General features: G+C 67.0%; 12 protein-coding genes. 6 read left to right on the top strand and 6 right to left on the bottom strand.

All coding sequences use genetic code 11. The features are described from left to right. Positions 1 to 36 precede the first annotated feature (36 nt). Positions 37 to 399, top strand: a complete 363-nt coding sequence (locus WJU27_RS17805) for an Hpt domain-containing protein (RefSeq protein WP_296813614.1) — start codon at positions 37 to 39, stop codon at positions 397 to 399. Next, positions 396 to 593, top strand: coding sequence for an oxidoreductase-like domain-containing protein (locus WJU27_RS17800; RefSeq protein WP_020166228.1), 198 nt, complete (start codon positions 396 to 398; stop codon positions 591 to 593). Before WJU27_RS17805 ends, WJU27_RS17800 begins: the two co-directional genes overlap by 4 nt. 21 nt (positions 594 to 614) lie before the next feature. Here WJU27_RS17800 and WJU27_RS17795 read toward each other — a convergent pair whose 3' ends face one another. From WJU27_RS17795 to WJU27_RS17775, 5 genes are all read right to left on the bottom strand, one after another. Next, positions 615 to 953 carry a P-II family nitrogen regulator gene (locus WJU27_RS17795; protein WP_020166229.1) on the bottom strand — a complete coding sequence of 113 codons (339 nt, stop codon included), beginning with the start codon at positions 951 to 953 and terminating at the stop codon, positions 615 to 617. 26 nt (positions 954 to 979) lie between these two features. Further along, complete coding sequence (locus WJU27_RS17790; protein WP_020166230.1) at positions 980 to 4,081, bottom strand: efflux RND transporter permease subunit; 3,102 nt, start codon at positions 4,079 to 4,081, stop codon at positions 980 to 982. Positions 4,082 to 4,129: 48 nt separating this feature from the next. After that, positions 4,130 to 5,287: an efflux RND transporter periplasmic adaptor subunit gene (locus WJU27_RS17785; RefSeq protein ID WP_020166231.1), complete on the bottom strand. Its 1,158-nt coding sequence runs from the start codon at positions 5,285 to 5,287 to the stop codon at positions 4,130 to 4,132. Between the two features lie 42 nt (positions 5,288 to 5,329). Continuing rightward, positions 5,330 to 6,553, bottom strand: coding sequence for a TolC family protein (locus WJU27_RS17780; RefSeq protein WP_296813613.1), 1,224 nt, complete (start codon positions 6,551 to 6,553; stop codon positions 5,330 to 5,332). A 118-nt stretch (positions 6,554 to 6,671) separates the two neighbouring features. Next, the gene (locus WJU27_RS17775) at positions 6,672 to 6,995 is read right to left on the bottom strand and encodes a hypothetical protein (RefSeq protein WP_029143882.1); all 324 of its coding nucleotides are present in this window, start codon (positions 6,993 to 6,995) and stop codon (positions 6,672 to 6,674) included. Between the two features lie 158 nt (positions 6,996 to 7,153). Here WJU27_RS17775 and WJU27_RS17770 point away from each other — a divergent pair, with 158 nt between their 5' ends. The 4 genes from WJU27_RS17770 (at position 7,154) to lipA (ending at position 10,323) form a co-directional block, all read left to right on the top strand. Then, on the top strand, positions 7,154 to 8,290 hold the full coding sequence (locus WJU27_RS17770; RefSeq protein ID WP_020166234.1) for a D-alanyl-D-alanine carboxypeptidase family protein: 1,137 nt from the start codon (positions 7,154 to 7,156) through the stop codon (positions 8,288 to 8,290). A 173-nt stretch (positions 8,291 to 8,463) separates the two neighbouring features. Then, positions 8,464 to 8,739 carry a YbeD family protein gene (locus WJU27_RS17765; protein ID WP_341422953.1) on the top strand — a complete coding sequence of 92 codons (276 nt, stop codon included), beginning with the start codon at positions 8,464 to 8,466 and terminating at the stop codon, positions 8,737 to 8,739. Then, positions 8,736 to 9,356 carry a lipoyl(octanoyl) transferase LipB gene (lipB, locus tag WJU27_RS17760; RefSeq protein WP_020166236.1) on the top strand — a complete coding sequence of 207 codons (621 nt, stop codon included), beginning with the start codon at positions 8,736 to 8,738 and terminating at the stop codon, positions 9,354 to 9,356. Before WJU27_RS17765 ends, lipB begins: the two co-directional genes overlap by 4 nt. A gap of 13 nt (positions 9,357 to 9,369) precedes the next feature. After that, the gene (gene lipA / locus WJU27_RS17755; protein WP_020166237.1) at positions 9,370 to 10,323 is read left to right on the top strand and encodes a lipoyl synthase; all 954 of its coding nucleotides are present in this window, start codon (positions 9,370 to 9,372) and stop codon (positions 10,321 to 10,323) included. A gap of 51 nt (positions 10,324 to 10,374) precedes the next feature. Here lipA and WJU27_RS17750 read toward each other — a convergent pair whose 3' ends face one another. Next, on the bottom strand, positions 10,375 to 14,778 hold the full coding sequence (locus WJU27_RS17750) for a PAS domain S-box protein (protein ID WP_341422952.1): 4,404 nt from the start codon (positions 14,776 to 14,778) through the stop codon (positions 10,375 to 10,377). Position 14,779 lies beyond the last annotated feature (1 nt).

The following is a 14,779-nucleotide window of genomic DNA, read 5'->3' as shown; positions in this document are numbered from 1 at the left end:
CACCGACTGTTTACCCGACGACACCGTCCGCGCACCATGCCGACCACCACCGCACCTCCGATACTCGACGACGCACGACTGGCCGAATTGCAGGACATGCTCGGACCGGTCATCGATGAAGTGCTGCGTGCCTGGTTGCAGGACACGCCGCGCACGCTGCAGACCGTGTACCGCGCTCTTCACGACGGCGAGCTCGGCGCCGCCATCTGCGCGGCGCATGCGCTGAAGGGCAGTTGCAGCAATGTGGGTGCGGCCAGCCTGTCGGCGAGCGCTCAGGCGCTGGAATGCGCGCTGCGAGAAGGTGGCGCCGATTGCAGCGCAGCAACGATCGCACTGGCGCAGCTCGACGGCGAGTACGACAATGCGGCCCGTCTCATCACCGCCCGTTTCCGCCTATGACCGAAATGCTGTCGGCCGCATCGCTCGACGAGGATGTCGCCCCCGTTCCGCCCGCCATGCCGATGGACTCCGAGTGCTGCGAGTCCGGTTGCGAGCGCTGCGTATGGACCGTCTATCAGGAAGAGAAGCTGGAGTACGAACGCCGCTACGCTGCCTGGCTGCAGCGGCATCCGGAAGAACGCCCGCACCTGTAACCGGCGCGGGCGCACAGTGGATCAGCCCTGCGGCGACCCGATAGTGGTCTTGTTGATGAATACCGCCCGGTCGATCGGCACCACCCAGACCAGACCGTCGCCGGTCTGGCCGGTGCAGGCGACGCTGATGATGCGGCGCACGATGTCGTCGACCTTTTCGTCGGGCGCGACGATTTCGATGCGCACCTTGGCGGAGTAGTCCGTCAACTCCTCCTTGATGTTGTGCGGCGTGTGCTCGCTCGGCGCACCGAAGCCCTCGACCTTGCTCACCGTCATGCCCGGGAAGCCCGGCATTTCACGCAATACGGTGCGCAGTTTCGGCAGCTTGTTCGGCCGGATGATGGCGCGAATTTCCTTCATGTCGTATCTCCGTCTTCGATGTTCGCTCAAGCTTCAAACGGCTTGTCGTCGAACCAGGTGTACAGCGCCGGTACCACCACCAGCGTGAGCAGCGTGCAGGTGATCAGACCGCCGATCACCACGATGGCCAGCGGACGCTGGACTTCGGAACCGGGACCGGTGGCGAACAGGAAGGGCACCAGGCCGAGCAGCGCAACGGTGGCCGTCATCATGACCGGCCGGAAGCGCATCTTGGCGCCCTGCACCACCGCCTGCATCAGCTCCATGCCTTCGTTGCGCAGACCGCGGATGTAGGACACCAGCACCACACCGTTCAGCGTCGCAATGCCCCACAGCGCGATGAAGCCCACCGATGCCGGCACCGACAGGTATTCGCCACTGATGAACAGGCCGATCACGCCACCGATCGAGGCGAAAGGCAGCACGGTGATGATGAGGGTCGCGAAGCGCAGCGACCCGAACAGCAGGAAGAGCAGGAAGAAGATCGCCGCCACGGTGATCGGCACGATGACCGACAGGTGGCCGAGCGCGCGCTCCATGTTCTGGAACTGGCCGCCCCACTCGAAGTAGTAGGCCTCCGGCAACTGCACCTGGGCCTTCACCTTCTGCTGCAGTTCGGCGACGAAACCACCGAGGTCGCGGTTCGCCACGTTGATGCCGATGACGATGCGGCGCTTGCCGGTTTCGCGCGAAATCTGCGCCGGGCCGTCGCGCACGTCGATGGTGGCCAGGCTGGACAGCGGGATCTGCGCACCGTCAGGCGTCGGCACCAGCATGTTGCGGATCGCCTCGATGTTGTCGCGGAAGCGCTCCGGCAGACGCACCACCGCGGCAAATCGCCGCTCGCCCTCGAACACGTCGGTCACGTGACGGCCACCGATGGCCGCTTCGATCAGGTCGTTCACGTCGCCCACGTTGAGGCCGTAGCGGGCGATGGTCGGCCGGTCGATCTCGACCGTCAGGTACTGCTGACCGGTCACCCGTTCGATCTTGATCTCGCTCGCGCCCTGCACGCCGCGTGCAACGCGGGCGATCTCGTCTGCCTTGGATTTCAGCAGATCGAGGTCGTCGCCGAAGATCTTCACCGCCACGTCGGCACGCACACCGGTCACCATCTCGTCGACGCGGTCGGAAATCGGCTGCGCCATGATGATGTTCACGCCAGGCAGCGCCTTCAGCTTCTCGCGGATCTGCTCCTGGATGGTTTCCTGCGTCCAGCCTTCCGGCCACTCGTCACGCGGCTTCAGCGACACGATGGGCGTGGATTCGTTCTGCGACTGCGGGTCGGCCGGCGACTCGCCGCGGCCGACGCCGGACACCGCCGACTTGACGCCCGGCACCTCCATCACCAGACGCATCGCCTCGCGCTCCATGCGCAGCGATTCCTGCAGCGAAATGTTGGGCACACGGTCCATCGCCGGCACCACCGACCCTTCCTTCATTTCCGGAATGAAGGCGGTGCCAAGGAAAGGCAGCAGCAGGATGGCGCCGATGAAGGCCGCCACCGCCAGCGATACCGTCTTCTTGCTGTTGGCGACCGCCCACTCGAGCATCGGCACATAAGGCTTCTTCATCGTGCGGATCAGCCAGGTGTCGTGCTCGGCACCACCCTTGAGCAGATAGCTCGACAGCACCGGCGTCAGCGTCAGCGACAGCACCAGCGACACGAACAGCGCGATGGCGATGGTGTAGGCCAGCGGCGCGAACATCTTGCCTTCCATGCCCTGCAGCGTCATCAGCGGCAGGAACACCAGAATGATGATGCCGATGCCGAAAATGACCGGTGTCGCCACCTCCATCACCGCGGAAAGAATGACGCGAATGCGGCTTTCGCCTTCCTCCTTCGCGTGACCGAGGCGTTCGAAAGCGTTCTCGACCACCACCACCGAGCCGTCCACCATCAGACCGATGGCGATGGCCAGACCGCCCAGCGACATCAGGTTGGCGGACAGACCCAGCTGGTTCATCGCCATGAAGGTGACCAGCGGCGTCACCACCAGCGTGGCGATCACGATGACCGACGAACGCAGGTCGCCGAGGAAGAGGTAGAGCACGATGACGACGAAGATGACGCCTTCGATCAGCACCTTGATCACGGTGGCCAGCGCCGCATCGACCAGTTCCGAGCGGTCGTAGTAGGCCTCGATCTTCAGGCCGCCGGGCAGCATGTTGTTGTCGTTGATGTCGGCCACCTTCTTCTTGATGTCCGACACCACGGCCTTGGCGTTGCCGCCGGCCATCATCATGACGACGCCGCCGACCGCTTCGGTCGTGCCGTTCTTGACCACCGCACCGACGCGCACCGCGTGGCCGAAGGCGACCTCGGCCACGTCGCGGATATAGACCGGCGTGCCATCCACCTCCTTGACGACGATGAGGCGGATGTCGTCCAGGTCCTTCACCAGACCGACGCCGCGGATCAGGTACTGCTCCGCGTTCTGAGGCAGCACGCCGCCACCGGCATTGGCGTTGTTGCGCGCCAGCGCCTCGTACACGTCCTTGACCGTGATCTGGTAGTGGCGCAGGCGATCAGGATTCACCAGCACCTTGTACTGCTTCTGGTAGCCGCCCTGCGAGTTGATCTCTGCCACGCCACGCGTCGAGCGCAGCAGCGGGCGCACCACCCAGTCCTGGATGGTGCGGCGCTCGGTCAGTTCGGCCTGCGTCAGTTCGCGGTCGCCGTCGTCCGGGCGCACCAGCGTGTACTGATAGACCTCGCCCAGACCGGTGGACACCGGACCGAGCACCGGCACCACGCCGGCAGGCATGCGGTCACGCACTTCGAGCAGCCGTTCCATCACCAGCTGACGCGCGAAATAGACGTCGGTCTTGTCGGTGAACACCAGCGTGATCAGCGACAGGCCCGGCTTGTTCAGCGAGCGCATTTCGGTCAGGCCGGGCAGACCGGTCATGCCGATCTCGATCGGCACGGTGATGAAGCGCTCGACCTCCTCCGGCGAACGGCCGGTGGCGTCGGTGGCGATCTGCACCTGCACGTTGGTCACGTCGGGGAAGGCATCCACCGACAGCTTGCGCGCCGCGTCGAGGCCAAAGGCCAGCAGACACAGCGCGACGACGACGATGACGAGGCGCTGTTTGAGCGCCCCGCGCACGAGGGATTCAATCATGGCGTCTCCAGTTCATCCGTTCAGCGTTGGCGCGAAGTCGTGCGGTTCTCATTCGAGTTCCTTGCGCTTGCGCTCGTTGTTCAGATGAAAGGCGCCCTCGGTCACCACCTTCGTGCCTTCGGCCACACCACCCAGCACCGGCCGCATGGTGCCGATGGCCGGGCCGAGCGCGACTTCGGTCAGCTTGAACTGCTGCGGGCCGACCTCGACGAACAGGTAGTCCTTGTTGTTCTCGCGCACGATGGCGGTGTCAGGCACGACCAGACGCGCGGTCGGGCGCCCCTGGATCAGCACCGTCGCCAGCATCGCCGGCTTCAGCGAACGGTCGCTGTTGTCCAGCTCGCTGCGTACCATGATGGTCCGCGTCATCGGGTTGACGGTGTCGGCAATGAAGATGAGCTTGGCGGTCAGCTGCTGGCCGAGCGCCGGGATTTCGACCTGGATGGTCTGGCCCGGCTGCACCGCGGCGGCCTGCTGTTCCGGCACCTCGGCCTCGACCCAGACGCGCGACAGGTCGGCCACCGTGAACATGACCTCGCTCGGCTGCACCACCTGACCCTGGGCGACCAGGCGTTCGACCACGGTGCCGGCCATCGTCGCCACCACCGGCGACACCGAATTGATGGCCCCGGTCGACGTCAGCTTTTCCAGCGACTTCGACGACACGCCGAGCACGCGCAGCTGGTCCGCGGCGGCGCGCATTTCGGCACGCGAAATCGACAGTTCGCTCTCGCGGCGCTGCAGTTCGGCGCTGCCGATCACGTCGGCGGCGAACAGCTGCTGCGCGCGCTCGACATTGCGTTCGTTCAGCTGCGCCTGCGCACGCGCCTTCATGTAGGCAAGCTGGGCGGCGCCCAGCTCGGTGCTGTTGAGCACCGCCAGCGTGTCGCCCACCTTCACCTGCTGGCCCAGCATCGCGGTCAGTTCGGTCACGCGGCCGGTCACCGTGGCGCCGATGCGGGTCACCCGCTGTTCGTCGAAATCGACCTGGCCGGCCACGCGCAGCGTGTCCGACAGTTCCATACGGCTGACCGTGCCGAGCTTGATGATGTTGCCGAGGTTGTCACCGGCCTGGACCAGATTGGGGTCGACCGGCGCCGCAGCGGCCGTCGGTGCCGCGGTATCGGACTCTTCGGAGCAAGCACCGAGCAGAAGGGAGACGCCGAGCAGTCCGGCGCACAGCAGGGGGCGTTGGATAAGTTTCATAGCGGATCGGAATGTGGATGAATTCGTTGTGCGTGAGCCGGCTCAGCGCAGAGCGCCAAGGCGTTCGATTTCGGCGACGGCATTGATCAGTTCGTAGCGGGCGCTGATCAGCTCGTTGCGGACGGCGCGGAAGGTGCGCTGCGCATCCAGCACTTCGAGGATGCCGCGCTCGCCGAACTTGTACGCCGCCTCGGCCACCTTCAGAGCGGCTTCGGCCTGGCGCACGATGCCGCTCTCCAGTGCCGACACCTGGGTGCGCGACAGGTCGTACTGCCGGTAGGCGGCGTCGAGCTGCTGCTGCAGTTCGAACATGCGCCCTTCGAGCGCCATGCGATTGCGTTCGCCGATCGCGCTGGCCTGCGCGATCTGGCCCTGGCGACGGTCGAACAGCGGAATGCTGACGGCGACGCCGATGCGGTTGGCTTCATACTCCGGATCCTGGTCGCGGCCAAGCTTGAACGACAGTTCCGGCATGCGGCGCAGCTTTTCCAGTTCGATCTGTTCCTTCGCGCGCTCGATCTCGGCGCGCAGGCGGGCGATCTCCGGATTGCGCGTCAGCATGTCCTCGCGCAGCTTTTCCAGCGGCGGCAGCTCGACGTCGTTCACCAGATCGCCCTGCAGTTCGTAGTCGAGCGGCAGCACGCCGCCGACCAGTCCGCGCAGTCGCGCCTTGGACTGCGCAATGCGCAGTTCGGCCGCGTCGGCGTTCTTCTGCGCGCTCAGCAGCTCGGTATCGGCGCGGATCAGTTCGTAGCGCGGTGCTTCACCAGTATTGACCCGCACCTCGACACGGTTGCGGATGGCCTTGGCCAGTTCGAGGTCCTCGCGTGCGGCGACCAGCTCGCGCTCATGGCGGATGACCGCGTAGAAGCTCTGCTTGAGGCGGGTCAGCAGATCCACCTCGTAAGCCTGGGCGCCGGACATGGCGGACGTGATGCCCGCTTCTGCCACGCGCAGACGGGCGTCGCGCTGCGACGGGTAGTCGAAGCGCTGCGACAGCGTGATCGAGCCGAGCGAACCCGGCGCCAGATTGGGACCACGCGAATTGCGGTCGCCGCCCATCACCTCGAGTTCCGGATTCGGATAGGCGCGGGCGGTCAAGGTGTCGGCGCGGCTGACATCGACGTCGGCGCGCGCGGCGCCGAGCGATGCGTTGGACTGCAGGGCCAGCGTCTGCAGCTGGCCCAGTGTGTAGCGCTCGGCGGCCCCTGCCGCGTGCGCACACAGGCCGAGGGCGGCCAGAAGGGCGATGGCTTTTGTTTTCATGAGTCTGATGCCCTGACGGGAACGATGAAACAGGCGAACACGCCTGCGCGCACGGCATGCCGCGCAGGTCGTGAAGAAACGGATATGGACGGCGCCCGCGATGGCGGGCAGCCGCGCCTCAGCCCAGCCTGGGCGGGCGCAATGGAACCCGGTCGGGCTCTGGGTCCTGCAGGACGAGGGCGGAGGCGATCTGTTCGGGACGTGCCTGGCTGCGCGCGCGCTGCGGCACTTCGGCGACAAAAGGGTCCGGCGGATCGCCGGCCAGATCGAGACGGTGCATCAGCGCACCGTAGACGTCGGTCGGTGTCGCGTCGGGAAATTCGAAGGACGCACAGCTCACGCACTGTTCCGGTGCATCGGCGAGCGCACGCTGCCCGGCCCACAGGGCAGACAGCGCAAACAGCAGTAAACCGATCAGCAGGAAGGCTCTGGCGGAACTCATGAGGCGTTCGGACGCGCGGCACGGAATTTAAGTTCCCTTTCATGAAACCACTGTTTCAGCTCGCGGTGCAACACGAAACATCACGAAGCAGCTTCCATGCCGGTGGCCGGCCCTGCTTTGGTAGACTGCGCACGCTGTTCTGACCACCGGTAACTTTCATGCTCAAGCTGTTGCGCTGCACCGCGCTTCTCGTGTCCGCCGCACTTCCGTTCGCCGCTTCCGCCGACCTGATCCCGCCACCCCAGCCCGACGCCAAGGCCTGGCTGCTGATCGACCACGAATCCGGCGCCGTTCTGGCGCAGTCGCGCCCGGACGACAAGGTCGAACCGGCGTCGCTGACCAAGCTGATGACCGCCTACCTGACCTTCAAGTCGCTGAAGAACGGCCAGTTGAAGCCCAACCAGGCGGTGCCGGTCAGCGTCGCCGCGTGGAAGACCGGCGGCTCCAAGATGTTCATCGCGCCGGACAAGCCGGTCACTGTCGACGAACTGATCCGCGGCATGATCATCCAGTCCGGCAATGACGCCTGCGTTGCGCTCGCAGAAGCGATTGCCGGTTCGGAAGCCGCCTTCGCGCAGATGATGAATGCCGAGGCGAAGCGTCTGGGCATGTCGGGCACACAGTTCCGCAACTCGACCGGCCTGACCGAGGACGGTCATTACACGACGGCACGCGACTTGGCCATTCTGGCGCGCGCGCTGATCCACGATTTCCCCGAGTACTACCCGCTGTACTCGACGCTGGACTACACCTACAACGGTATCAAGCAGGGCAACCGCAACCGCCTGCTGACGATGGACCGCAGCGTGGACGGCATGAAGACCGGCCACACCGATGCAGCCGGCTGGTGCCTGGTGTCGTCGGCCAAGCGCGAAGACCGCCGCGTCGTGTCGGTACTGCTCGGCGCGCCGAACGAGAAGGGCCGCATCGAATCGTCGGCCACGCTGCTGAACTACGGCTTCAACGCCTGGGAAAACGCCCGCCTCGCCAGCGCCGAGGAAGTGCTGGCCACGCCTGCCGTCTACAAGGGCGCTGCCGCCAGCGTGCAGGTCGGTGCGGCCGACGACGCGGTCGTGACGGTGCCGCGCGGTCAGGCCGGCAAGGTGACGCGGGAGATCGTCATCACCACGCCGGTGATCGCGCCGATCGCCGTCGGCCAGCAGCTCGGTACGCTGAAGGTGGCGATCGACGGCAAGCCGGCCGGCGAGTATCCGCTGGTGGCCAAGGTGGCGATCGACGAAGGCGGCTTCTTCCGCCGCATCTGGGACACGATCCGGCTCTGGCTGGGTCTCTGAGGAAAAGGCCCCCACGGGGGCTGCGTCACCCACGGTCGGCTTTGCACAGCCGACCGGTTACGCGGGCAGCGAGCGATGCTCGCCGAAATCCCCGCTCCATCCCTTGGGGCGGCCCGGCGGGCGGCGCGTGCCGCACTTGAAAACTGAAATGATGTACGCCAAGGACGAATCGCATGGCCGACGATCCACGTAAGGACACCCTGCTCGAGTTTCCGTGCGACTTCCCGCTCAAGATCATGGGCGAGCGCCACGACGACTTCGCCCAGGTGGTGGTCGAGGTGGTGCTGCGCCACGTGCCTGACTTCGATCCGGCGACGCTGGGCATGCGCCCGTCCTCCGGTGGCCGCTACATCGGCCTGACCGCGACGATACGCGCGACCTCGAAGGATCAGCTCGACGCGCTGTACAGCGAACTGAGCGGCCATCCGATGGTGAAAGTCGTCCTGTGACCGCCCTCGTCCGCACACTCGGCCGGGCCGACTACACGCCGGTGTGGCAGGACATGCAGGCCTTCACTGCGGCGCGCGGTGCCGACACGCCGGACGAGTTCTGGCAGGTCGAGCACCCACCGGTATTCACGCTGGGCCTGGCCGGCAAGCGCGAACACCTGCTGCGCGACGTCGGCGTGCCGGTGGTCGACAGCGACCGCGGCGGCCAGGTGACCTATCACGGCCCCGGCCAGGTCGTCATCTACACGCTGATCGACCTCAAGCGCGCCGGCCTCGGCGTGCGCGAAGTGGTGAACCGCATCGAACAGGCGGTGATCGATCTGCTGGCGACGCACGGCGTCGGCGCGCAGCGACGCCCCGGCGCCCCCGGCGTCTATGTCGGCGCGGGCGACGACGAAGCGAAGATTTCCGCACTGGGCCTGCGCATACGCAACGGCCGCACCTACCACGGCGTTTCGCTGAACGTGGACATGGACCTGACACCGTTTACCGCGATCAACCCCTGCGGTTACAGTGGGCTGCGCGTCACACAGACGCGCGATCTGGGCATCGCACTCCCACCGGAGGCGATCTGCCTGCAACTGACCGGCGCGTTACAGCGCGCCCTCTATGAATAGGTAAACAGCAGCCATGAGCGACACCGCCTACGACCCGACCGAAAAACAGAAGGGTTCGCTGAAGACCGCCCGCATCCCGATCAAGGTGGTGCAGGCCGAAACCCTGCGCAAGCCGGACTGGATACGCGTGCGCGCCGCTCGCCACGACAGCCGCTTCGGCGAGATCAAGCAGATCCTGCGCGACAGCGGCCTGCACACGGTGTGCGAGGAAGCGAGCTGTCCGAACATCGGCGAGTGCTTCGGCGGCGGCACCGCCACCTTCATGATCATGGGCGACAAGTGCACGCGCCGCTGCCCCTTCTGCGACGTCGGCCACGGCCGGCCCGACCCGCTGGACGCTGGCGAGCCGGAAAAGCTGGCGAAAACCATCGCCGCGCTGAAGCTGAACTACGTGGTCATCACCAGCGTGGACCGCGACGACCTGCGCGACGGCGGCGCCCAGCACTTCGTCGACTGCATACGCGCGGTGCGCGAGCACTCGCCGCGCACGCAGATCGAGGTGCTGGTGCCGGATTTCCGCGGCCGCCTCGACATCGCGCTGTCGATACTCGACGCGGCGCCGCCGGACGTGATGAACCACAACCTGGAAACCGTGCCGCGGCTGTACAGGATGGCGCGCCCGGGCTCCGACTACGCGCATTCGCTCGACCTGCTGCGTCAGTTCCGCGCCCGCCACCCGGAAGTGCCGACCAAGAGCGGCCTGATGCTGGGGCTGGGCGAAACCGACGACGAAATCCTCGAAGTGATGCGCGACATGCGCGCGCACGACGTGCAGATGCTGACGCTGGGCCAGTACCTGCAACCCTCGGGTGGTCACCTGCCGGTGCTGCGCTACGTGCATCCGGACACCTTCGCGATGTTCGAGCGCGAAGCGACGGCGATGGGCTTCAGCCACGCCGCCTGCGGCCCGCTGGTGCGCTCCAGCTACCACGCCGACCGCCAGGCGCACGCCGCCGGCGTCGCCTGACTTCCGCCCGGACCGCGTCGGCACGACCGTCGTTGCCGGCGCCGCTGCGCCTCAGTCGTCGCGCAGTTCCGGGTGGGCCGACACGAAGGCGCGCAGGATGGTCAGCGCCTCGGGAAACTCGAAGGCCTCGATCAGGCGGGTCAGCGGATGCACTGCCGCCTCGCCGAACTGCGCCACCAGCGCCGGCTTGAGTTCGCGCCAGATGGCGCCGGATTTCATGTCGTCGTGTTCGAGCAGCAGACAGAGCTGGCTGACCAGACTGCGCACGCGCGCGGTCGGCAGGCTGGCGGCATCCGCCTCGGTGCGCGGCAGGGCGCGGATCTCGTCGCACACAGCGCCTATCTGCACCGCGCAGGCCGCGATGTCGTCGGCGATGGTCTGCACCGCGGCGCCGGCATGCAGCGCCTGTTCGAGCGCGAGCGCACGGTCGCGCAATGCGTGCGCGCCGATGGTCGCCGCCACGCCCTTCAGCGTGTGCGCGACGCGTTCGGCGAGCAGTCTGTCGCCGTCCTTGATCGCCTGTCGCAGACGATCGACGTCGCCACTGTGGTTCGCCAGGAACATGTCCAGCACCTGACGGTAGCCTGCGGCATCGCCACCGAGCGCGCGCACGCCGACCTCGCGATCGATGACGGCCGGCACCGTCGGCGTCAGCGGCGACGCGTCGGCATGTTCGCCCTCCGGAATCCACTGCGCCAGCGCGGCGAACATGCGCTCCGGATCGACCGGCTTGACCAGGTGACCGTTCATGCCGACCTCTTCGCAGCGACGCCTGTCCTCCTCGAACGCGTTGGCGGTCATCGCGAGGATGGGCAGCATGCGTCCGGCGTCGGTCGCACGGATGCGGCGCGTCGCCTCGACGCCGTCCATCACCGGCATCTGCATGTCCATCAGCACGATGTCGTAATGCGAGCGGGCTACCTTGTCGACCGCCTCCGCGCCGTCGGCGGCGACATCGACCATCAGTCCGGCGCCTTCGAGCAGTTCGCGCGCCACCTCCTGATTGATCGCATTGTCCTCGACCAGCAGCACGTGGGCGCCGACGCGCACGCGGCGCTGACGGGTGATCGAATCCGGCCGCAGCGCCGCGTCGCCGCGCTGCAGGCGCACGGTGAACCAGAAGGTGCTGCCTTCGCCCGGCACACTGCTCACGCCGACGTCGCCGCCCATCAGCCGTGCCAGGCGACGGCTGATCACCAGACCGAGTCCGGTGCCGCCGTACTTGCGCGTCGTCGCCGCCTCGGCCTGTTCGAAGGCCTCGAACAGCTGGGCCTGCTTCTGCGGCGCGATGCCGATGCCGGTGTCCTCGACCTCGAAACGCAGCATGACCGAGGTCGGCTGCTCGGCCAGCACCTGCACACGCAAGGTGATGCTGCCGCGCTCGGTGAACTTCACCGCATTGCTCAGGTAGTTGATCAGTATCTGACCGACGCGCATCGGATCGCCGAGCAGCGACAGGCCGGTCAGCCGCGGATCGACTTCCTCCTTCAGCAGCAGCCGCCTGGAAGCGATGCGGTCCGCCATCATGCTGCGCACGCGGTCCAGCGTCGCCAGCACGCTGAACGGCACTTCCTCCAGTTGCAGGCGGTCGGCCTCGATCTTCGACAGGTCGAGCACGTCGTTGATGAGCCCGAGCAGGTGCTTGGCGGAAGCGGTGATCTTTTCCAGCTTGTCCAGCTGTGACGGCGCGCTCAGTTCGCGCCGCAGCAGGTGGGTGAAGCCGATGATGGCGTTCATCGGCGTGCGGATTTCGTGGCTCATGTTGGCGAGGAAGGTCGTCTTCGAGCGGCTCGCCGCCTCGGCGTCGATGCGGGCGCGTTCCAGTTCGGCGGTGCGGCTGCGCACCAGCTCCTCCAGATGGTGGCGGTGCGCATCGAGTTCGGCCTCGGCCGCCCGCTTGGCCGTGATGTCGCGGGTGATGCCCTGCAGGAAGGTGATCTGCCCGTGGGCGTCGGTGCGCAGCGTGGTCATCACCTCGGTCATCACGACACGCCCGTCGCGGCAGGGCTGCGCGATTTCCATCGTCTGCGTGCGCATCGATTCGTCGCCCGCCTTGAAAGCCGCCAGCCGCGCGGCGAAGGCCTCGCTGACGCGGCGGTAGCTGTCCGGCGTCATGGTGTCCTGCATGCTCTGTCCGAGCACCTCGTCGACCGTGTAGCCGCGCAGCCGCTCGATCGCCTGGCTGATGTAGACGAAGCGCTCGGCGCGCAGGTCGTACAGCCAGATCACGTCGCTCGAGTTCTCCGACAGCAGGCGGTGCCGCTCCTCGCTCTCGCGCAGACGCCGCTCCGCCTCGCGGCGGTCGGTCACGTCGCGCAGCACGACGTGCAGCAGCGCGCGCCCATCGTGCTCGATCGCGGTGGCCAGCACCTCGGTCGCCAGTGTTTCGCCGTCGGCGCGCTGCATCAGCCACTCGAACTGGTGCGATCCCCCTTCCCCCAGCCGGCCCATGATCTGCTCGAAGGCCGGTGCCGAGGCGACACCATCCGCCTGCACCGCGGGCGCGACATCGACCGGCGAGCGCCCGATCAGCTGCGCCGCGTCCTGCATGCGCAGCAGATCGAGGGCGGCGCGATTGACGTCGATGAAGCGCCCGTCCTCCATCAGCGCCACCGCCTCGCGCGTGTCCTCGAACAGCTTGCGGAAACGCGCCTCGCTCTCGCGCAAACGCTCTTCCGACTGCCGGCGCTCGGTGATGTCGATGTGGGTGCCGCTGATCACCAGCGGGCGCCCGTCCGGCGTGCGCTGCGTCACCCGCCCGCGGTCGGCGATCCACACCCAGTGGCCGGCGCGATGGCGCATCCGGACGTCGCACTCGTAATAGTCGGTTTCGCCGGCCAGATGCCGTTCCAGTGCTTCGTTGGCCTGTCGCAGGTCGTCCGGATGGACGAAGCGCGCCCAGGTGTCTGCGTTGAAGGGCTGCAGATCGGACAGCGCATAGCCGAACATGCCGGCCCAGCGCTCGTTGAACACCGCTTCGCCAGTCTGCAGATTCCATTCCCAGGTGCCGGCGTGGGTGCCGTCGATGATGTCCTGCAGCCGCTGCCGCTCGCGGTCGAGCTGGGCCTGCACCTTGGAGCGTTCGGTCACATCCCACCAGATGTCCGACACGTAGACCCGTCCCTGCACATTCACCGGCTGTACGCTGACCCGCACATCGGTAACCGAGCCGTCGCGGCGCCGGCGGCGCGTGTCGAACTGCGCCCCGCCGCGCGCAACCACGTCGCGCATCTTCGCGCGCACCGCATCGGGGTCAAGGTCGGCATTGATGTCGGCCAGCGTCAGCGCCGCGAACTCCTCCCGCGTATAGCCCAGGCCGTTGCATGCAGCGTCGTTGAACTCGACGAAGGACAGCGTTTCGGCATCGATCAGCGTGATCGAATCGGAGGCCTGAGCGACGATGGCGCGGTAGATGTCCTCACGCTGCGCCGCGCGCGCTTCGTCCTCGCGCCGGGCGATGACGCTGGCGATGCGGTCGGCCAGCGCCTCCAGCAGCATGCGCTCTTCGAGCAGGAAGGGTCCCTCGTCACGCACCGGCATTTCGGTCCGGTAAGCGACGCATATCCGTCCGCGTACTTCGCCACGCAGCAGCAGCCGCGCATGGATGGACTGCGCCGCGCGATCGAAGCCGGACGTGGCGACCGTCTCGCCGTCGAGCTCGATAGCGGCCTCCGCCTCGCCCACATGCATGAAGCCGCCAGGCAACAGACCCGCCACCTCGCGCAGCATGTCGGGCAGCGGCCGGCGCAGGTCCTCGGTGGCGCGGAACACCGCGTAGAGGCATCGCTGTTCCTTCACCCGCTCGGCCAGCGCCTGCTCGATCTCGCGCATCGAGGTGACCTCGCGCGCCAGGCCGAGCACGCCGACCAGCTGCCCGGCGCTGTCGGTGACCGCCGTCTTCGTGGTCTGGTAGAGGCCCTGCTGACCACCGACGCGGAAGGTAAGCCATTCCTCGTTGATCAGCGGCCGCCCCGCATCGATCGCCGCACGGTCGTGCGCGCGGAAGAAGTCGGCCAGTTCGCGCTCGACGAAGTCGTAATCGGTGTGTCCGATCAGCTGCGCTTCGGGCACGCCGAGCAGCTGCTCGAAACGCGGATTGCAGAAGCGAAAGGTGCCGTCGGCATCCTTCAGCCACACCGGATCGGGAATCGCGTTCAGCAGCATGCGCAGACGGCTGCGCTCCTGCTCCAGTTCCACCGCGTGGCGATCGGCCAGTTCGCGCGCGCGACGCAGGCGTCGGTCGTGCCGCCGCTGCGCCAGCAGCAGCGCGCACACCAGCGCCAGACTGAAGCCGAGTACCGGCAGCAGCACGCGGTGATCGCGCCACAGTTCGGGCAGCGAGTCGGCGGGCACGTGCTGCGCCAGAGCCGGTGTGGCGAAACTGAGGAGACAGACGGCAGCGGTGGCCGACCGCATCAGGCGAGCGGCAGCAAGGCTCGGTATGGACGTCATCATC

Origin of the sequence: Methyloversatilis sp. NSM2 (assembly GCF_038066675.1) — a bacterium.
Lineage (GTDB): Bacteria > Pseudomonadota > Gammaproteobacteria > Burkholderiales > Rhodocyclaceae > Methyloversatilis > Methyloversatilis discipulorum_A.
The sequence above is the reverse complement of the archived record's forward strand: the minus strand, read 5'-3'. Positions and strand labels throughout refer to the sequence as shown.